This is a genomic window from Adlercreutzia equolifaciens DSM 19450 (assembly GCF_000478885.1).
Classification (GTDB): domain Bacteria; phylum Actinomycetota; class Coriobacteriia; order Coriobacteriales; family Eggerthellaceae; genus Adlercreutzia; species Adlercreutzia equolifaciens.
Map to the genome: position 1 here is coordinate 581,032 of NC_022567.1, position 19,819 is coordinate 600,850.

Below are 19,819 nucleotides of genomic sequence, written 5' to 3' on the forward strand. Positions count from 1 at the left end.
AAAGAGCCGACGAGCTGGCGATCTGGCAGAAGACCAGGTGGTCGTAAAGGAGCAGCTCGTTCAAAGCGTGCTGCAGGAGGAGGAAGGGAAAGCGATGCTCACGTATGTGCTAAATCGCGGAGGGGAGACGAGCCTGTACGAGCAGCTTTACCGGGCGCTTCGAGCCGACATCGAGTCGGGTGCTCTTTCGGCCGGCGCGCGTCTCCCTTCCAAGCGGGCGTTCGCGAAGCATTTGGGAGTGAGCGTCGTCACCGTAGAGGGGGCCTTAGACCAGCTGGTGGCCGAGGGCTATGTGCGCGCCGTGCCCCGCAGCGGCTTCTATGTGCAGGAAATCGGCCCGAATTTGGCAAGTTTTTCGAGGGTTTCGACGCGTGAAACCGTGAAATCGCCTTCCAAAGCCGATTTCGAGGGCAAAAGCGCGCTCGGCGTAGCCAAAATGGGGGTTTCGGGAAACGATGACGTCGAAACCCTCGAAAAACTTGCCACAAAAGACGAGTCCTTTTGTATAGCTTGTGGCAAAGGGGATGTTTCGGGGGCGTGTGGGGGGTTCCAGGGCGAAGCGAGCCTCTGCGGGAATGCGACGAAAATCCGGAGCAACGCGTGCATCGGGGATGACAGGGCCGAATGCGGGGCATCTTGGTGCGGCCAGAATGGCGCCGGACGCAAATGGCTCGCCGATTTCACGGGGGCGACGGCGCCGGAAGGGGTGTTTCCCTACGCGGCGTGGGCACGGACGCTGCGGCGCGTGTTGGCCGACGAGAGCGAGCGCACGGTGCTGGAGGCGTCGGGGCCTCAGGGATCGCCTCGGTTGCGGGCGGCCATCGCAGCGCATCTGCGGGGCTTTCGCGGCATGGAGGTGCATCCCGACCAGATCGTGATCGGTTCCGGTGCCCAGTCGCTTTATGGCCTGCTCGTGCAGCTGCTCGGTCGTAATCTGGCGTACGGCGTGGAAGACCCCGGCTATCCGCGGCTTACGCGCATCTACGAGTCGAACGACGTGGCGGTGCGGCCGATCGCTCTCGATGGGGAAGGGCCGGTCTTGGAGGCGCTTGAGCGCGCCCGCATCGACGTGCTGCACTGCACGCCGTCGCACCAGTTTCCCACCGGTATCACGGTGCCGGTGTCGCGCCGGCGCTCGTTGTTGGAATGGGCCCAGAGTGGGGTTGCCGCGCCCGAGGACGGTGCAGCGGCTAGGGAGATTCGCGGTCGGAGCGTGAAAGCTTCCAGTGCCCGGTCGCGCTACCTCATCGAAGATGACTTCGACTGCGAGTTCCGCATGGCGGGGCGTCCCGTACCTCCACTCGCGGCCCTCGATGGGGCTGGGCGGGTCATTTACGCGAACACGTTCTCGAAGACGCTCGGGGGTGCTTTCCGCATTGGCTACATGGTGCTGCCCGAGGCGCTGGCCGAACGGTTCCGCGACCGACTTGGCTTTTACGCCTGCACGGTGGGTGCATTGGAGCAGCTGACGTTGGCGCGGTTCATGGAGTCGGGGGACTACGAGCGCCATGTCAATCGCCAGCGGACGCGTTACCGGCGGCGGCTGAGCGCGCTGATTGACGCACTAGCGGCGTCTTCGGCCGGCGATCATTTGCACTTTGCCAATGCGGGTGCCGGGCTGCACTTTCTCATGGAGGTTAGGGGTGTCGAAGGAGACGAGAGAGATAGTGCGACTTTCGAGGAGCGCGTGGCCCGGCGCGCTGCGATTCGGGGCGTGCGCCTGGCGCCTTTGGGCCGTTATCGGTTCACGGGTTGCGAGGCGGGAGCTCCTGGGCGCAGCTCGAACGAAACGGTAGGCTGCCGGTGCGAGGCTCGCGAAGTCGAGGGTGCCCGAAGGGTATGCGACGAGGTGCGGTCTGGGTGCAGCGAGGGGAGGGGTCGGCGCCGTCCCGCCTTCGTGATGAGCTTCTCTTCCTTGGAAGAAGAGACGATCCCGGAGGTAGCCGGGATCGTCTCGGAGGCGGTTATGGTCGAGCTGGGCGCCCGTGTCTAGCCGATGACGTCGCCGTTGACGGCGAAGGTGACCACTTCGAAGGGGATGTCCTTGCCCGATTGGGCGCAGGCCTCGGCGGCGGCGCGCTCGAGGCCGCAGCAGCAGGGCACCTCCATGCGGGCGACGGTGACCGAGGTGATGTCGTTGGCGGCGATGATGGCGGCGAGCTTGTCGGTGTAGGAGCCCTCGTCCAGCTTGGGGCAGCCGATGATGGTGACGTTGCCGCTCATGAAGCGCTCGTGGAAGCTGGCGCAGGCAAACGCGGTGCAGTCGGCGGCGATAAGCAGCCCGCGGCCCTGGTAGTAGGGGGCCTGCACCGGTACGAGCTTGATCTGGCACGGCCACTGGGCCAGGCGGTTCGGCAGGGCGGCGGCCACGGCGGAAAGCGCGTCGGTGGCGCCGGCAGCGGCCGGAGCGGCGGCGCGGCCGGCCGGCGTGGGGGCCGGTGCCGAGGCGCCGTTCAGGGAGCGGCTGCGGGAACCGGGGCATCCGCCCTGGTGCGCAGGCGACGGCGCCGGCTTCGGAGCGTCGTCGATGAGGGTGCGGGCGGCCGAGCCGGGACAGCCGCTGCGGTGCTCGGCCGCGGCCGGAACGCTGCCAGCCGTCGCGCCGCCGTTGCGGGCGGCCAGGTGTGCCGCCACGGCAGCCTCGTCGTAGGGAGCGGCTTCCCGCTCGACGAAGGAGATGGCGTCGGTGGGGCAGGCCGGCAGGCAGTCGCCCAGCCCGTCGCAATAGTCGTCGCGCACCAGGCGCGCCTTGCCGTCGACCATGGCGATGGCGCCCTCGTGGCATGCGTCGACGCACAGGCCGCAGCCGGTGCACTTGTCCTCGTCGATGTGAATAATCTTGCGGAGCATGGAACCTCTTTCGCTTCGTGTCGTATTTCGGGCAGCATCATAGCGGGCCAACGCGAAAGCGCAAGGGCCTCCATGCAGATGATGGAAAGTTGTGGACGAACCCCTACTCGGTCAGCAGTGCCTCCACCTTCTCGACTTTGGTGTGCAGGGTGTCGCTGTGCCCCGGGCGGATGTCGGCCTTCAGGATTACCTCGGTGCGGATGCCCTGATCGGCGAGGCGCATGGTGGCGTCGCGCACGACGGCCATGACCTCGTCCCACTCGCCCTCGATCTCGGTGAACATAGAGGTAGTGCGGTAGGGCAGCCCGGAGTCGCGGATGACGCGAATGGCCTCCGCCACATAGGGGGCCAGCTCGTCTCCCACGCCGAAGGGGGCGATGGCAACGGCAATAAGGGTGTTCATGGGAAGCTCCTTTTGTTTCTCGGCTTACGCGGCTGATGTGCTGGTGAGTTCCAGGGGCGCTTCGGCCACTTCCTCGGCGGTGAGGTTGTAGAGGGCGTCGAGGAAGGCGACTTGGAAGCTGCCGGAGCCGTTGCAGGTTTCGGCAGCGCGCAGGCCGGCCAGGTTGTAGGCGGCCGTTGCGGCGAGCGCCGCCACGAAGGGATCGGCCACGCAGGCGTAGACCGCGCACACGCCCCCCAGCGAGCAGCCGGAGCCGGTGATGCAGGTCATGAGGGGCGATCCGCCGGAAAGGCGCGCCACCTGGGCGCCGTCGGTGACAAGGTCGGTAGTGCCGGAGACGGCCACGGCCCCTCCCGTGAAGCGGGCGCACGCCACGGCGGCGCGCTCGGCGGCGTCCACAGAGTCGGTACTGTCCACTCCGCGGGGACCGTCGCCGGAAGCGTCTTCGGCCGCGTCGTTCCCGAGTCCCCACAGCTCGGCCACGGCGATGATCTCCGAGGCGTTACCGCGCAGGATAGCGGGGGGATTCTCGCGCGCGGCCTCGATGAGCTGGGTGCGCAGGCTGCCGATGCCGATGCCCACCGGGTCGAGCACCCAGGGCTTGCCCGCCGCCGCGCAGGCCCGCGCCGTGGCGGGAACCGTTTGCTCGTAGACGGGCAGCAGGGTACCCAGGTTAATGTACACGGCCCCTCCCAGGGCTGCGACGCATTCGCCCTCGTCGGGCAAATACACCATGGCCGCCGAGCCGCCGACGGCCAGCTGGGCGTTGGCGACGAAGTTCTGGGTCACGGTGTTGGTGATGGAAGGCGCCAGCGGGTTCGTCTCGCGCACCTCGTGCACGGCACGGGCCATGAGCGCCCGAAGTTCCGCCTCGGTGCGGACGGTGGGATTGGTGGAAGGTTCGATCACGACGATTCCTTTCCGGAAGCCGGAGAGCTGGCTGCGAGTTGCGCCAAAAAAAGACGCTCCCCGCAGGAAGCGCCCCTTGTGCTTGGTGAGCATGCTCCCTACGACAGTGTTAGCTGACAGGTTCGAAGGGTTGGGCAGTGCCCTCTCAACCGCATCGACGAGGCTGCCATAGGCTTTCGGCTCGCTTCGCCGGGGCGGTACCCCTGCATGCTTTCAGCTTAGCACGTTTGCCACCGCGCTCGGATAGCGCTGTTTCGCCTGCTGCTTGAAAGGCAGGGAAAAGAGGGAAAGCGGGCGGGGGCGCGCTGTGCTATGATGCGCCTCATGACTTTCGGAAATGACAGAGGAACGGCCGCGACGCCCGAGGCGGCCAGCGTGATGGCGGCGATGTCGGGGGGTGTCGATAGCTCCGTGTGCGCGTTGCTCTTGCAGCAGGCGGGCTACGACGTGCGCGGCGCGACGATGGTGCTGCGCGGCGGGGAGGTTTTAGGCGCCGCCGGGGAAGGCGAGGGGTCGACGTGTGGGTCGACGCGCGATGTGGAAGATGCGCGGGCGGTGTGCCGGCGTCTCGACATTCCCCACGATGCCTTCGATCTGCGCGATCGTTTCGATGCGGCGGTGGTGCGCCCCTTCTGCGATGCCTATCTCGAGGGGCGCACGCCCAACCCCTGCATCGACTGCAACCGGTTCCTGAAGTTCGAGGCGCTGCAAAAGCGCCGGCGCGAGATGGGACTCGATTACGTGGCCACGGGGCACTACGCACGGCGCCGTTGGGACGAGGCGACCGGGCGCTGGCAGCTTCTGCGGGCGAGCGACCCGGCCAAGGACCAGAGCTACGTGCTGTACCATCTTGCCCAGGATACGCTGGCCCACATGCTGTTCCCCTTAGGCGAGCTGACCAAAGACGAGGTGCGCGAGCTGGCCCGCGCCCACGGCTTCGTCACGGCGGAGAAGCCCGAGAGCCAGGACATCTGCTTCGTCCCCGACGGCGACTACGCGGGGTTCATCGAAGGCTGGTGCCGGACACGTTGCTGCGAGGGAGAGGCCCCGTGCGTGCCCTTGGCGGTTGCGGCCGAGGGCGGACCAAGGTCCGCCCCTACGGGGTCGGGTTCGGTTGCTGCTTCGGTTGCAACCGCTTTCGAGCCGGGGGAGATCGTGAATCGGGGAGGGCGCGTTCTCGGGGAGCATGCGGGGCTCATCCGCTACACCATTGGACAGCGCAAGGGCATCGGCGTGGCGGCTCGCGAGCCGCTGTACGTGCTGGGGAAGGACGCGTCCGCCAACCGGCTCGTCGTCGGCTTCAAAGACGAACTGCTCAGCTCAGGAGTGGTGGCTTGCGATGTGAATCTCATCAGCGGAGGCGTTTTGGAAGGCCCGCGCAAGGTGCAGGTGAAGACTCACTACCGCCAGCGACCGGTGCTGGCAACAGCCGAGCAGACCGGCCCCGACGAGCTGACGGTCACCTTCGAAGAACCTCAACGCGCCGCCGCCCCCGGCCAGGCCGCCGTCCTCTACGAAGGCGACGTCGTCCTCGGCGGCGGCACCATCGCGAGGACCTTCTAGGCCGCCCGGAAGGGAACAGAGGCAGGGGGATGCTGCCCGCGCTGCTTCGGCCTACAGCCCGGCGAGGCCGATTTGGTAGCCTTCTACGAACAGGCTCAGCTTCTCGATGTAGCTGGCGGCAAGGGGGGAGAGCTGCCGCTCGTTGTGAACGATGTAGCCCACGCGCATGAGCTCCTTGGTCTGCAGGGGCACGCTGGCGATGCCGGTGTACATCTCGCTGGAGAGCACGCCGGTGGAGATGGTGTAGCCGTCATGATGGGCGAGCAAGTTCGACAAGGTCCCGCGGTCGCTCACGGAGATGCACTTCTTGTGCGGCAGCTCGGCCAAGGGTTCCTCGGAATAGAAGAACGAGTTGTTCGCGCCCTGTTCGAAGGCGTAGCGGGGGTAGTCCTCCAAATCCTCTACGGTCACCTCGGTGCGCGAGGCTAGGGGGTGCTTGTCGCTCACGAACACGTGGGGCTGGGCGGTGAACAGCAGGTTGAAGGAGAGGTTCGCGTCGGAAAGGGCGTGCCCGATGACGCTCTCGTTGAACGTGGAGAGGTACAGCACGCCCAGATCGCTGCGGAAGTCGCGCACGTCCTCGATGACCTCGGAGGTGCGGGTCTCGCGCAGGCTGAAGTTGTAGCCGGCACCCTCGTACTCCTCGGCCAGTTCCAGGAACGCCTCCACCACGAAGGCGTAATGTTGGGAGGTGATGGACAGGCGCTGCGCCGCCTCGCCGCCGCGGCCGGAGTAGCGCTGCTCCATGAGATCGGCCTGCTCCACCACTTGGCGCGCGTAACCCAATAGCTCGATGCCGTCGCTCGTGAGCGTGATGCCGCGGTTGGAACGCTCGAAGATGGTGACGCCGGTCTCGCGCTCGATGTCGCGCACAGCCACCGACAGGCTCGACTGGGACACGTACAGCGTGTGCGCCGCCGCGGAGATGGAGCCGTGGTTCGCGATGGCGATGAGGTAGCGAAGTTGCTGCAGGGTCATGGGAAGCTCCTATGGCGGGTTGGAATTCAAGTCTAGGGAACTGCTAGGTATTATACGGCCGCCGAGCGGCGATGGAAGGGGGAACTTGGCGGTTCGCGACGGTTTTCTCGGCCGCGTCGCCATCGGAAACCGCTATGGCGCGGGGCGTTGACGAAGCGGAGGCAACCAGTAGGATGGGGGCAACACCCGTTACGAGCGCACCAATTCGACCAAGGGAGAGCGCTGAGGGAGCGCGGGGTGTTCTGACCGAGCGAGTTCCGCAGATGGTATTGAAGGCGCGGTGATGCGGGGAGACGTAATGCCCGCTGCGCCTTCGATACCAGCGAGGACTGTCTGAGCGAATCAGAATTCCCCGCGCTCCCGCCCCGCGGTGCGTTTCAACCAGAAAGGACCTGCCATGACCATCCACAAGAACGTCACCGAGCTGATCGGGCATACGCCGTTGGTGGAGCTGACCAACTACGAGCGCGCCCACGAGCTGCCCGCCACGCTCATCGGGAAGGTGGAGTCGTTCAACCCCACCGGCTCGGTGAAGGACCGCGCCGCCCAATCGATGATCGACGCCGCCGTGGAGGCCGGGGTCCTCGATGACGAGACGGTCATCATCGAGCCTACCTCCGGCAATACCGGCATCGGCCTTTCTGCCATCGCCGCCGTGCGGGGCAACCGCATCATCATCGTCATGCCCGAGACCATGTCCGTGGAGCGGCGCAACCTCATGCGCGCCTTTGGGGCGGAACTGGTGCTCACCGAAGGCGCCAAGGGCATGAAGGGCGCCATCGAGGAGGCCGAGCGGCTGGCGGCGGAGATTCCGAACTCGTTCATTCCCTCGCAGTTCTCCAACCCGGCGAATCCGGCCGTGCACGAGCGCACCACCGGCCCGGAGATCTGGGAGGACACCGATGGCGCGGTGGACATTCTCGTGGCCGGCGTGGGCACCGGCGGCACGCTTTCGGGCACCGGGGCCTATCTGAAGGCGCAGAACCCGGCCATCCAGGTGGTGGCCGTGGAACCGGCCGGATCCCCGGTGCTCTCCGAGGGCCGCGCCGGCGCCCACAAGATTCAGGGCATCGGCGCCGGGTTCGTGCCCGAGACGCTGGACACCGCTATCTACGACGAGGTCATCGCCATCGAAGACGAGGAGGCCTTCGAGGCCGGGCGCGAGCTGGCTGCCCATGACGGACTGCTCGTGGGCATCTCCTCGGGCGCGGCGGTGGCGGCGGCGGCGAAGTTGGCGCGCCGGCCTGAAAACGCGGGCAAGAACATCGTCGTCATCCTGCCCGACACGGGCGAGCGCTACCTTTCCACCGCCATGTTCGATTTCTCGTAAGCCTTCCACGTTTCTCTTTCGTTACAAATTCGTGGGCTCATCGACAGCTTCGAGGGCGCTGGGCAACGGCCGTGGTAGCATACGGAAAGCACCTTTTCGACCGACAGAAGAAAGCAGCACATGGCAACCTCGGCGCCCTCCATATTCCCCGCTTTAGCCCAGCTCGACATCGGCGACGTTCTCGCTCATATGCCAGGCGGCTTTTTCGTCTACCATGCCGATGGCGACGAGGCGGTGGTCTACGTCAACGAGGCCTGCCTGCGCATCTTCGGCTGCGCTGACGAGGAGCAGTTCGTCGCGCTGACGGGCGGCACCTTCCCCGGCATGGTGCACCCCGAGGACATCGAGGCCGTGGAACACTCCATCAGCCGTCAGATTCAGGCCGACCGGTACTCCATGGACTACGTGGAGTACCGCATCATCCGCCGCGACGGCTCGGTGCGTTGGATAGAGGACTACGGCCATCACGTCACGTTGGACGCGGGCGAGTTCTTCTACGTGTTCATCAACGACGCCACGGACAAGCTGCGCGAGCGGGCCGACGAGCTGGAGGCGGTGAACGCCCAGCTGCGCGAGGCCTATGCCCGCGAGCTCGAGCACCGTACCATGCTGCGCAACGCCCTTTCCGAGGCCGAGGCCGCCAACGTGGCGAAAAACACGTTCCTCTCGAACATGTCCCACGACATCCGCACGCCGCTGAACGCCGTGGTGGGCTACGCGTCGCTCATCTCGGCCCATGGCGGCGAGGCCGAGCGGGTGCGCGCCTACAGCGACAAAGTGCTGGCCGCTTCCGAGCAGCTGCTCGACGTGGTGAACGAGACGCTGGAGATCAGCCGCATGGAAGCGGGCCATGTGCAGCTGGCCGAGGCGGAATGCTCGCTTTCCGAGCTGGTTCTGCAGGCGCGCATGGACATGGTGGATCTGGCGGACCGCGCCGACGTCACCCTGGCCTGCGACATTGAGCCTCTGGCCCACGATCGCGTGCTCGTGGATGCCGTGCGCCTGTCCCACGTGCTCACCCAGCTGGTGGACAACGCCATCAAGTACTCGCCGGCTGGCAGCACCGTGCGCATCAGCGTGGCCGAGAACGCCGGCGCGCCCCAGGGCTTTGCCAGCTTCCGCTTCGTCGTGGCCGATAAGGGCGTAGGGATGGAGCCCGCGTTCATGGAGCGCATGTGCATGCCCTTCGAACGGGAGAGCAACACCACGGCTTCGGGCGTTCAGGGCACGGGACTCGGGCTCACCATCGTGCGCAACGTGCTCGATCTTATGGAAGGCGAGCTCGCCGTGGAAAGCGCGCCGGGGGAGGGCTCCACTTTCACCGTGGACATCACCTTCCGCCAGGCTCCCGCCGACGTGGCCGCCGAGGTGCCGCGTCCGAGCCGCGGGCGGGGCCCGGTGCACCGCATTCTGCTCGTGGAGGACAACGAGCTCAACCGCGAGATCGCCTGCTGTCTTCTGGACGACGCGGGCTATGCGGTGGACACGGCGGAAAACGGCGAGGTGGCCGTGGGGATGATCGAAGATGCCGATGCGTGCGCCTACGACTTGGTGCTCATGGACATTCAGATGCCGGTCATGGACGGCTATGCCGCCACCCGCGCCATCCGCGCGCTGCCCGACCCGCTGCGCGCATCGCTGCCCATCATCGCCGTGAGCGCCAACGCGTTTTCCGAGGACCGCAAGCGCTCGCTGGAATGCGGCATGGACGCGCACCTTCCCAAGCCGCTTGACGTTCACCGTCTTCAGTCCCTCATCGAGAAGGTCGTTCACTAAAAGGATCTAATAGCTGTCGGCGATGTCTCTCAGGTAGTCAGCGTACTGGCGGGCCAGGGCACTGGGGGCCTCTAGGCGCACGGCGGTGCCGAACTGGGCGAGCCAGCCGAAGAACACGGGGCTGGCGGCCACGGTGACGTGCACGCGGGCATGGGTCGCATCCACCGGCGCGCTTTCCACGTCCTTGCCGAAGCGGTCGATAATGGCGCTCATGACCGATTCCTCCACCAGCAGCGTCGCCGGCGTCGTCTCGCCGCCGAACATGGAGAACGTGCGAGAAGTGTAGGCCGCCGCATCGAAGGTGGCGATGCGCTCGTTGCGCACGGCCGCCTCGTCGGTGATGCGCAGCCCCTGCATGCGGTCGAGGCGGTAGCTGGGGAAGGAGTCGTGCTTCTCGTTGTAGGCGATGAGGTAGTAGCAGCCCTCGGAGTAAATGAGGCACACCGGCGTCTCACAGTAGATGCGGCCGCCCCCTTGGGGCTGTGGGCGCTTGTTCACGTCGTGCTTCACGTAGCGGAAGGCCACCTGCCGGTGGCGGCGGATGGCCTCGTGCAAGGTGTCCACGTGGTGGAACACCGATTCGTTCTGCATCTTGATGCGGCCTTCCACGTGCACGTTCTTGGAAAGCGCGGCGGCCTGGTGGCAGGAGCCCAGAGACGCCAGGCCTTCGGTGAGGCGATGGGCCATGCGAACCGTGAGAAAGCGCGAGGACTGCACGGCGTCGGTGAGCAGCATGAGCTCGGCGGCGGTGAAGGTGCGCGAGACGAGGGCGTAGCTGACCGGGTACGTGGGAAGCTTCGCGATGTCGAGACCGAAGTCGCGAAGGGCGTCTAAGTCGCGGTACACCGATTTGCGCTCGGCCTCGATGCCCGCCTCGGCCAGCCCGGCGATGATTTCGGGGCAGGTGAGGCCGTGGCTCTCGTCGGTGCGCTCGTAGAGCATCTTGGCGAGGTTGAGCAGCTTCAGTTTCTGGCTCTCGCCCGCCATCGTGCGCCCCTTTCCCCATGATCGCCTACGTTGGCTGATCGTCTTCGTAATCGTGGTCGATGACGACATTGTAGGTGTAATCGGGATATTTTTCCTTCAGATGGGCGATTATTTTGTCGCGGATGGCGTCGTCGTCGGCCTTAAAGCCTATGACCAAATCGAAGTAGACGGTCGAGGTTTTCTCGTCCACGTAGAAGCCGTGCACCTGCAGGATCGCCGGGTCGCTTTTCGCGAGGGCGTCGAGGTCGGCATGCAGAGGGGCGAACGCACCGGTCGTGTTGGCGGCGTAGATGCCCACGGTGGTGAGGATGCCGAACTTCTCGGTGAGCCCTTCGCTGATCTGGCGGGTGAGGGCGTGGATGTCGCGGGCGCACATATCGTCGGGCACTTCGATGTGCACCGAGCCCAAAATCTCGTTGGGGCCGAAGTTGTCCAGCACCACGTCGTAGGTGCCGCGCACGTCGGGGAAACTGTTGGCGTAGGCAGTGATGTCGTCGACGAGCTTTTTGTCCTCGGGGCCGCCGATGAGCGGGGAGAGCGCGTCGCCGAGCACTTCGAAGCCGGCTTTCAGCACCACGAGCGAGATGATGAGGCCCACGGCGCCGTCGATGTTCAGGTTCCAGAAGTTCTGGGCCGCCGCTACCACGAGCGTGCCGGCCGACAGCACTGCGTCATAGTTGGAATCGATGCCCGAGGCGATGAGGGCCTCGGAGTTCGTTTTGTCGCCGAAGCGCTTGAACATGATGCCGATGGCGATCTTCGCGAGGATGGCCACCACGATGACGGTGATGGTGATGGCCGAGTAGCTGGGGGTGCCGGGGTGGATGATCTTGTCGATGGACTCGCGCAGGGAGATGAAGCCGGCCACCAGGATAATGATGGCGATGACGACGCTCGTGAGGTATTCCACGCGACCGTAGCCGAAGGGGTGGTGGCGGTCGGGCCGGCGCCCGGCGAGCTTGGTGCCCACGATGGTGACGATGGAGGACAAGGCGTCGGTGGCGTTGTTGACGCCGTCCAAGATGATGGCGATGGAATGGGACATGAACCCGACGGCCATCTTGAAGGCGACGAGCAGCGCATTGCCGATAATGCCGTAGATGCTCGCCTTGACGATTTCCCTCTCGCGGTTCATGACTCTCACCCCTGATGATGTTGCTGTCCTGCTCGCTGCTTCGGCGGCGCGTCTCGTGGCGCACAGATTGCGGGCGCGCTTGGGCGCGCTTTCGTCCCGCAATTCGATTATAGGCCTCCTCCCGGCCGGCTAAGTCCCCGCCCCGTTGCCTTTCCGAAGCAGTTCGGCAACTATCTTACTCAGTGGAGGTGGCTTGGTACGTCGGGAGCACCCCACCATCTTGCCAGAGCGAGAGCGCCCAAAGATACCAAACCCCCAGTTTTTGTCCGGCACTGCAGACGGCGGCATCGCAATTACATGGAAAGGTGGTCAGAAAAGTGCTCAAAAGAAAAGACCTCCTGACCGGAGGCGGGAGGTCTTTTGGCGGTTGGCTGCCAGTGCCGTGAAGGCTGCTCAGGGAATTTTCGCGCTAGGCGCTGGGCTTGTCGTTGTCGTCGGCTTCGGCCGCAGTGTCGGCGGCTGCGGTGTCGGCGTCGGAGGGGATCTCCTCGACAACGGTCACGCCGGCCTGGGCATCTTCGATGTAGTTGTCGGGCAGGATGATGGCGGGCTCGGCTGCGGCCTCGGCGGCTTCCTCGGGGGTCTCGGCCGGGGCGAAGGTGTCCTCCTCGACCGTTTCCATCACGGCGGCGGGAACGGGCTCGGCGACCGTCTCCTCCGCAACGGCGGCCACGGGCTCGGCCGGGACGGGGTCGGCGCCCTTGGTCGTCACGGCCTCGGCAGCAACCGGCTCGGCAGGGGCGGCGGCCACGGTCTCGGTCACGACGGCCTCCGCGGCTACGGGGGCGGTAGCAGCGACGGGCGCCGGGGCGGCAGGCTGCTGGGGCGCGACGGGGGCGGCCTGGACGGGCTGCTGCGGGGCTACCGGTGCGACAGGCGCAGCGGCCGGCGCGTAGCCGTAGGGAGCCGCGGGCGCCGGCGCGGCGGCGTACAGGGCGCGATCCTTGTTGGCGAACACGGCCACGATGATGCAGAGCACGAGCGACACCCAGCAGCAGGAGAGAAGGCTCACCACGGCGGCGACGATGTTCCAGATCATGATGCCGCGCAGTTTGTCGGGCTTGGCCGCGCCGCGCACGCCGAGGATGCCGGCGATGAGAATGAGCACGGCGCAGACGATCACGAGGAAGACGAGGAAGCCCAGCATGCCGAGCAGCACTGACACGTCATCGGTGGTGAAATAGAGGCCGTCGTCGGTGTAGAAGTAGTCGTAGCCGGAGCCGGAAATGGCGGCGCCGCCGACGCCGAGGCCTGCCCAAGCGATGAGCATGCCGAAAATGCCGAGGGCTGCGAGCACGATATTGGCAATGCTCATGCCCTTGATGGCCTTCGCATGGTTGGTGTTCATGGTGTCTCTCCTTGAATCGATGCGGTCAATGCGATGGTGACCAGTATAGCGGCGAATTGTTGAGTCGCGTCATCGGCGATCAATTGTGGAGCGTTTGTTGACAAGCGTCAGCAAACGGCGCGCGGGCTCGACTGAGCGCCGGTTCCGTGGTGCGCTTCGGCTAGTCGCGACTCTCGGCATCGAGCATCCGCTTGATGCGCTCGACGGCCTCGCGCGTGTCGTCCGCGTCGCCGAAGGCGGTCAGGCGGATGTAGCCCTCGCCGGCCGGCCCGAACCCGGCGCCGGGAGTGGTGATGACGTTGGCCTCTTCCAGAAGGCGGTTGAAGAAGTCCCAGGAGCCGGTGCCGTTAGGGGTGCGGCACCACACGTACGGGCTGTTGTCGGCGCCGTACACCTCAAGGCCGGCCGCCGCCAGGCCCTCCTTTATCGTGCGGGCATTGGCGCGGTAGAAGTCGATCGTCTCGTCCACCTGGGCCGCCCCCTCCGGAGTGTAGATGGCCGCCGCGCCCCGCTGGATGACGTAGGAGGCGCCGTTGAACTTGGTGGTCTGGCGGCGGTTCCACATGGCGTTTAAGCTCTGGCCCTCGCGCACCAAATCGCGCGGCACCACGGTGTAGCCGCAGCGGGCCCCGGTGAAGCCGGCGGTCTTCGAGAAGCTGCGGAACTCGATGGCGCACGTCTTCGCGCCGGGGATCTCGTAGATGGAGTGGGGAATGGCGGGGTCGGTGATGAAGCGCTCGTAGGCGGCGTCGAAGAGGATGACGGCGTCCGTGGCGTTGGCGTAATCGACCCATTTTTGCAGGGCCTCGCGGGAGAGCACCGTGCCCGTGGGGTTGTTCGGCGAGCAGAGGTAGATGAGGTCGACGGGCACGTCGGGCAGGGCTGGCGTGAAGTCGTTCTCGGAGGTGGTGGGCATGTAGACGATGTTCGTCCAGCGCTCGGCGTCCGCATCGTAGTCGCCGGCACGGCCGGCCATGGCGTTCGTGTCCACGTAGACGGGATAGACCGGGTCGCACACGGCCACGACGTTGTCCTCGGCGAAGATGTCGCCGATGTTGCCGCAGTCGCTCTTGGCGCCGTCGGAGACGAAGATCTCGTCGGGGTCGATGGCGATGTTGCGGGCGGCGAAATCGTGCTCGGCGATGGCGTCGCGCAAAAAGGCGTAGCCCTGCTCGGGCCCATAGCCGTGGAAGGTCTCGGCGGCGGCGAGGTCGTCTACGGCGGCGTGCATGGCGGCGACGACGGCCGGGGCGAGCGGGCGGGTGACGTCGCCGATGCCCATCTTGATGAGGCGCGCGTCGGGGTTCGCTTCCTGGTAGGCGGCGGTGCGCCGGGCGATTTCCGAGAACAGGTAGCTGCCGGGCAGCTTCTCGTAGTTGCGATTGATGCGGGCCATGGGGCCTCCTTCATGGTGCGGTTTTCTGATGCGCTTAGGTTAGGGGGCGAATGTTTCCAATGGGAAAAGACGAGGATAAACCTCATCAATGGGCAGATCAGCGCCGCAATCGTGGACAATTTGTGGGCATCTCGCCTACGGCGCGCGCTCGGGGTTTTTGAGCGTCCGCACGACGGTCTCTTGTGTGAAAATGAAGGTTCTAAGAGACAGGGTGTGAATAGGCTTGCGCTAGCAGGACGCGGGCCTGTGCGAAGGAGACGTTCGTCCATGAAATTGACGCGGAGAGGCTTTCTGGCTGGTGCCGGAGCCGTGGCGGCGGGAAGCGCGGCATGGGGTTTGGATCCGAATCGAGCCTGGGCCGACGAAGGGGTCGCCGAAGAGCCCGCCGGCACCGACGAGGCGCCGGCCGAAGAGCCTGCGGCCCCTGCGGGGCCGGTCGTCGTCTGCGAGGAGTGTCCGGGCGCCTGCACACTGGTGCTCGAGGTGGAGGACGGGCGGGTGGCGGCGGTGCGCGGCGACGGCGCGAATCCGTTCTCTGAAGGGCGGCTCTGCCTGCGCGCTCAGGCGCTGACCGACTTGTGGAAGGCGCCCGAAGGGGCGACCGAGGACGGCGCCGGTGGCGATGGTGGCAATGGCGCGGGCGGCAACGACGCCGCGAGCGAAGGCGCGACGACGGCCAGTCCGGGGCGCTTGACCTCGCCGCGGGTGCGTCGTGCTGGGTCGGATGCGTGGGAAGACATCTCCTGGGATCGAGCACTGGATGAGATCGCCACCTTGGTGAAGGACACGCGGGATGCCACCTTCGAAGAGAGCATCGAGGGCGTGGAGGCCGACGATGAGGCGCAGGGCGAGACGGACTTCGACGAATGGGACTGGAGCGACCGCGGCGGCTACGGCGACGATGGCTACGGCGACAACGACTACGGCGCCCGGAAGCGTCCCCGCGGCGTGCCGGTCATGCGCACTCGGGCCATCGGCAGCTTCGGCGGCGCGCGCCTTGTGGCTGAGGAGCAGTTCCTGCTCGCCAAGGCGCTGCGATCCTGGGGCGTGGTGAACATCGACTCCGAAGCGGCTTTCGGTCGGCGCGCCTTCGCAGCCGGTGTCGCCGCGACCCTCGGCATCGCCGAGCCCGACGGGCTCTGGAGCGATATCGCGAACACGGGCTGCCTGCTCACTCTGGGTGCCGATGTTGCCACAAGCCAGCCGCTCTCCCTTCGCTGGATCGAGCGTGCCCGGGATGCGGGCGCGCTCTGGATCGCCGTGGATCCGCTGCGCTCGGCCTCGGCCGAGATGGCCGACATCCACGTGCCCATCCGGCCCGGCACCGACATCGCGTTTCTCGGGGGATTGGCCAAGTACGCCATGGACAATTCCCTCTGGCAGCCCGAGTACGTGCTGAACTTCACCAACGCCTCCTACCTCATGGATCCCTCTTTCTCCTTCGACGCGTCCTCCGGGGCCTTCTTCGGCTGGGATCCTCTGACGGGCGCCTACGACAAGACCAGTTGGGGCTATCAGACCGACGGCTTCGACACGTGGAACATGCGCTTCGACGGCGAGTTCTCCTGGGTGCGCGGTGAGGGCGTCCCTGCCTGGGCCGTGCCGTCCCAGCCGCGCTGCGAGCGCAATATCACGCTGCAGGACCCGGCTTGCGCCTGGGTGCGCCTGCAGGAGTTTCTCGCCCGCTACGACTTGGACACGGTGGCCACCGTCTGCGGCGTGGAGCGGTCGCTGCTCGAGCGCGCCTACGGGGCCTTCGCGGCTACGGGCGCGGTGGAGGGGGCGGGCAAGATGCTGGCCGGCCCCGGCCTCGTGCAGCATGGTACGGGCGCCCAGGCGGCTCGGGCGGCCGCCGTGGTGCAGCTGCTTTTGGGCAACATCGGCGTGCCGGGGGGCGGTATCTCCTATCTGGGCGGTGCCGCGAACGAGGGGCTGGCCGATGCCATGGGGCTTTCGCCGGACATGTTCTGCGGCGATCTTCCCTGGCCCACCGAGGGCGAGACGACGCTCCAGGCGTGGCTCGAGGCCCATACCGAGCCGGCCGGCGCGGGTTCTCTGCGGCCCCGTGCCCTGGTGTCGGCCCTGCGCGAGTGGTGGGGCGAGGAGGCGGCTTTCGACAACGATTACGGCTACGATTGGCTGCCCAAGGCGCCAGCTGGCGGTGCGTCGTTCAGCGAGGCGCTGCGCACAGGCTTGCTGCAGGGGTGTTTCCTGTGGGGCGCCGATCTGGTGGGGAGCGCGTCTTCGGGCGTTACGGCCGACGATGTGGGGCGCCTGGCGTGGCTCGTCGTGACCGACGGCTCGCCGAACCTCACGGCTACGTTCTGGGAACGGGTGGAAGATCCCTCCCAGCAGCAGACGACGGTGTTCCAGCTGCCGAGCGCCCTCGGTTTCGAGAAGGCCGGCATCCGGGCGAGCGGCGGCCGCCTTCTGCAGCATGCTGCGGCGGCGGTTGAGCCGGCGGCCGAGAGCCGCACGGACGCTGCCATCATCGGCGATGTGTGGGAGCGCGTGTTCAACCTGTACGACACCAAGGGCGGTGCGGCGACGGATCCGATCCTTAAGGCCCGGTGGGACTACGTGACATCCGACAGCATCGATCTGGTGAAGGTGGCCTGGGCGATGAACGGCTATGTCGTCGAGGACAGCGACTGGGACGGCGGCGAGCTGGTGCTTTTGGAAGGTGCCGACGGGCTGCGCGCCGACGGCTCGACGGCCTGCGGCGCGGCTTTCCTGGCGGGGCTGTGGTCGAACGGCGCCAGTGCGGCTGATGCGGCCGAGCAACCCGTGGGACGTCGCGACGGTGCCGACGAGAGCGGTCTGGGGCTCTTCCCCGGCTGGCGCTTCACGTGGCCCGGCAACGTGCGGGTGCGCGGCAACCGGGCGAGCGCGAACTTGGCGGGCCAGCCCTGGGTGCGCGAGCGCAATCTCCTTACTTGGGAGGGGGAGAGCTGGGCCTGCATCGACGCGCCCGACTTCCCGATTCTGCGCGACGGACGATGGCTCGAGCCGGACAACCAGGCCTTCCCCGGTACTTGGGAGCAGGTGGGGCTTTTGGTGTCCGACCGGTTGGGCGACGGGCCTGTGCCCGAGCACTACGAACCGTTGGAGTCCCCGTTGAACAATCGCCTGAACGGGGCTTACGCCTCTCCGGTGCTGCTGGCGGCCGCCGCGAAGGCGTCCGGTGCCGCAGGCGATGACGGGGCGGTGGATGCCGCCGTGGCCGATGCGCTGGCGCCGGACTACTCCTCTATGCAGGCGGATCGCGCGGCCTATCCCATTGCGGCGGTCATCAACGGCTCGGACGGCCGCGACGGCGCTCGGCGCGCCCTGAGCGAGACGCTGGCTGCCGCGGAGCCCGGCTGCTTCGTGGAAATGTCGGCGAGTTTGGCTCGCATTCGCGGCCTGGCCACGGGGGAGTGGGCCCGCGTGTTCAACGAGCGCGGATCCGTTGAGGCGCCGGTGCTCGTCACCGACCGCATCCGTCCCTTCCAATGCGAGGACAACGAGGGCCACTATGTGTGCTTGAACGGCATGGCCCTCGGCAGCGAGGACGCCGCGGCGGCCATGTGGGGCGTTTTGGCCCCTGCGGCGGAAAGCCCCGTGGGGGCGGCCCGCGATGTCAAGGGTTTCCTGGTCGATATCGAGAAGGCTTAGGGGGAGCATCATGGCTGACAAGGCAATTCTTTTCGACAGCAGTCGGTGCTCTGCCTGCCAGGCGTGCGTCGCTGCCTGCAAGGGCCGCTTCGGCCTCGGGCCTGCGTCGTCGTCGGAGGATATGGCGGCGCGCGCGTTCGGGCGGGCGGCCGTGCTGGACGAGGAGGCGCCGCTTGCCGTGGCGCGCTTCGAGCGCACGCTGGCCGACGGCGGCACGGTGTGGGAGGCGGCCCGCGCCGGCTGCGTGCACTGCGCCGAGGCGCCTTGCGCGGAAGCGTGCCCCACCGGGGCGCTGGCGGTGAGCGGCGAGACGGGCTTTGTGACCTTGGATGCGGAGCGTTGCGTGAGCTGCCATTTGTGCGCCATGGTATGTCCCGCCGATGCCCCCCGCCATCGGGGAGAGCACGGCGAGCTGTGCCTGTGCGACGGGTGCGCGGCCGAGGTGGCCGAGGGAGGCGTTCCCGCTTGTGTGGCTGCCTGCCCGCTGGACGCGCTGGCCTTCGACGATCGCGATGCCGTGGTTTCCCGGGCCAACGAGCGCGCAGCGGCTCTGCGCGAGCGCGGCTGGGCCAACGCTTCAGTGCTCGGTGTGAGCGAGCAGGGCGGCCACCACGTGGTACAGGTGATGAAGTACGGCGTTGCCGGCAGCATGCACGAAGCGCTGGCCTCCACCGGTGAGGTGGAATGGCTCGATGCCGCGAAGATGGCCGGTCCTGCGTCCGTGGGCGTCCTCGGCCTTGCCGCTGCGGGCGCCGTAGCGGGCTTGGTTTCCGAGTCCCGCAAGCAGCGCACTGCCGAGGCGGAGGCGGCTGCCGCTTCAGTGGCCACCTTCAACCCCTTGCTTGATGACGAGAGCGTTGAAGGCGGGGAGGGCGCCGATGGCGATGCGCGCGAGGTCGTGGAAGAGACCGCTCTTCAGGCCGCCTTGCGCCGCCGCAACGCCCTGCGTTCCAGGAAGGGCGCCACACCGGCCGCCGCCGCGGCTGCTGCAGTGGCCGCCGTACCGGTGGAGGAGTACCACTGGTACAACGCTGATGCTGCGAGCGACGATGAGGCGGAAGGCTTCGAGCCGCGCCTGGTGAGCTGCGGTCGTGCGCGCTTCGGCATGAAGGACTACGGCGTTGCGGACGGCTGGGGCGAGGACTTTGCCGGCGATGCGGACGACGCTGACGAGATTCCCGTGGTGGACGAGCTGAGCGACACCGGCGAGCTGTACGACGTGGAGGAGTTCAACCGCCTTCTGGCCGAAGACGCCGCCCTTGCCGCGGAGGCCGGGGAGGCCGACGACGCCGAAGAGCCCGGCGATTCCGAGCCGGCCGATGAGCTCGAGGCGATAGACGATTCCGAGCCAGTTGACGACGCTGAGGAAGAAGAGTCGGCTACAGAGCGTTCATAACGAATAGCGCATCTCTCGGCTATCCCGCGGTATCTCCATTCATGCTAGAATGAAGACAGCTGTGGGGGACGGTTCGGTTCGTCCCCCACGG

Annotated in this window: 14 protein-coding genes and 1 riboswitch; of the genes, 6 read left to right on the forward strand and 8 right to left on the reverse strand. The window is 66.8% G+C overall.

Annotated features, from left to right (window positions below; all coding sequences use genetic code 11):
* Positions 1-94 precede the first annotated feature (94 nt).
* Complete coding sequence (locus AEQU_RS12735) at positions 95-1,993, forward strand: aminotransferase-like domain-containing protein (RefSeq protein ID WP_197536799.1); 1,899 nt, start codon at positions 95-97, stop codon at positions 1,991-1,993.
* On the opposite strand, the gene AEQU_RS02045 is transcribed toward AEQU_RS12735, so the two are convergent.
* From AEQU_RS02045 to thiM, 3 genes are all read right to left on the reverse strand, one after another.
* Positions 1,990-2,850: an ATP-binding protein gene (locus tag AEQU_RS02045; protein WP_022739262.1), complete on the reverse strand. Its 861-nt coding sequence runs from the start codon at positions 2,848-2,850 to the stop codon at positions 1,990-1,992. The two genes, AEQU_RS12735 and AEQU_RS02045, sit on opposite strands and share 4 nt — an antisense overlap.
* A 103-nt stretch (positions 2,851-2,953) precedes the next feature.
* Positions 2,954-3,253, reverse strand: coding sequence for an MTH1187 family thiamine-binding protein (locus AEQU_RS02050; protein WP_022739263.1), 300 nt, complete (start codon positions 3,251-3,253; stop codon positions 2,954-2,956).
* Positions 3,254-3,277: 24 nt separating this feature from the next.
* A complete protein-coding gene (gene thiM / locus AEQU_RS02055) occupies positions 3,278-4,162 on the reverse strand; it encodes a hydroxyethylthiazole kinase (RefSeq protein ID WP_022739264.1) in 885 nt (294 codons plus the stop codon).
* Between the two features lie 78 nt (positions 4,163-4,240).
* A riboswitch (TPP riboswitch) is annotated at positions 4,241-4,377 on the reverse strand.
* Between the two features lie 109 nt (positions 4,378-4,486).
* On the opposite strand from thiM, the gene AEQU_RS02060 reads away from it, so the two are divergent.
* The gene (locus AEQU_RS02060) at positions 4,487-5,725 is read left to right on the forward strand and encodes an MnmA/TRMU family protein (RefSeq protein WP_197536800.1); all 1,239 of its coding nucleotides are present in this window, start codon (positions 4,487-4,489) and stop codon (positions 5,723-5,725) included.
* A 51-nt stretch (positions 5,726-5,776) separates the two neighbouring features.
* Here AEQU_RS02060 and AEQU_RS02065 read toward each other — a convergent pair whose 3' ends face one another.
* A complete protein-coding gene (locus AEQU_RS02065; RefSeq protein ID WP_022739266.1) occupies positions 5,777-6,703 on the reverse strand; it encodes a LysR family transcriptional regulator in 927 nt (308 codons plus the stop codon).
* A 397-nt stretch (positions 6,704-7,100) separates the two neighbouring features.
* Between AEQU_RS02065 and cysK the strand changes: the two genes are divergently transcribed.
* Together cysK and AEQU_RS02075 are read left to right on the forward strand one after the other, a co-directional pair.
* Positions 7,101-8,033: a cysteine synthase A gene (cysK, locus tag AEQU_RS02070; RefSeq protein WP_022739267.1), complete on the forward strand. Its 933-nt coding sequence runs from the start codon at positions 7,101-7,103 to the stop codon at positions 8,031-8,033.
* Positions 8,034-8,153: 120 nt separating this feature from the next.
* Entirely contained in the window at positions 8,154-9,809 is a 1,656-nt protein-coding gene (locus AEQU_RS02075; RefSeq protein ID WP_022739268.1) for a PAS domain-containing hybrid sensor histidine kinase/response regulator, read from the forward strand.
* Between the two features lie 6 nt (positions 9,810-9,815).
* On the opposite strand, the gene AEQU_RS02080 is transcribed toward AEQU_RS02075, so the two are convergent.
* From AEQU_RS02080 to AEQU_RS02095, 4 genes are all read right to left on the reverse strand, one after another.
* On the reverse strand, positions 9,816-10,796 hold the full coding sequence (locus AEQU_RS02080) for a helix-turn-helix transcriptional regulator (protein ID WP_022739269.1): 981 nt from the start codon (positions 10,794-10,796) through the stop codon (positions 9,816-9,818).
* Positions 10,797-10,821: 25 nt separating this feature from the next.
* Positions 10,822-11,931, reverse strand: a complete 1,110-nt coding sequence (locus AEQU_RS02085) for a cation diffusion facilitator family transporter (protein WP_022739270.1) — start codon at positions 11,929-11,931, stop codon at positions 10,822-10,824.
* Between the two features lie 409 nt (positions 11,932-12,340).
* A complete protein-coding gene (locus AEQU_RS12575; protein WP_022739271.1) occupies positions 12,341-13,279 on the reverse strand; it encodes a hypothetical protein in 939 nt (312 codons plus the stop codon).
* A gap of 160 nt (positions 13,280-13,439) precedes the next feature.
* Positions 13,440-14,675, reverse strand: coding sequence for an LL-diaminopimelate aminotransferase (locus AEQU_RS02095; RefSeq protein ID WP_022739272.1), 1,236 nt, complete (start codon positions 14,673-14,675; stop codon positions 13,440-13,442).
* 267 nt (positions 14,676-14,942) lie between these two features.
* Here AEQU_RS02095 and AEQU_RS02100 point away from each other — a divergent pair, with 267 nt between their 5' ends.
* Positions 14,943-18,332, forward strand: coding sequence for a molybdopterin-dependent oxidoreductase (locus AEQU_RS02100; protein WP_022739273.1), 3,390 nt, complete (start codon positions 14,943-14,945; stop codon positions 18,330-18,332).
* A 10-nt stretch (positions 18,333-18,342) separates the two neighbouring features.
* Entirely contained in the window at positions 18,343-19,728 is a 1,386-nt protein-coding gene (locus tag AEQU_RS02105; protein ID WP_022739274.1) for a 4Fe-4S dicluster domain-containing protein, read from the forward strand.
* The last annotated feature ends 91 nt before the right edge of the window (positions 19,729-19,819 follow it).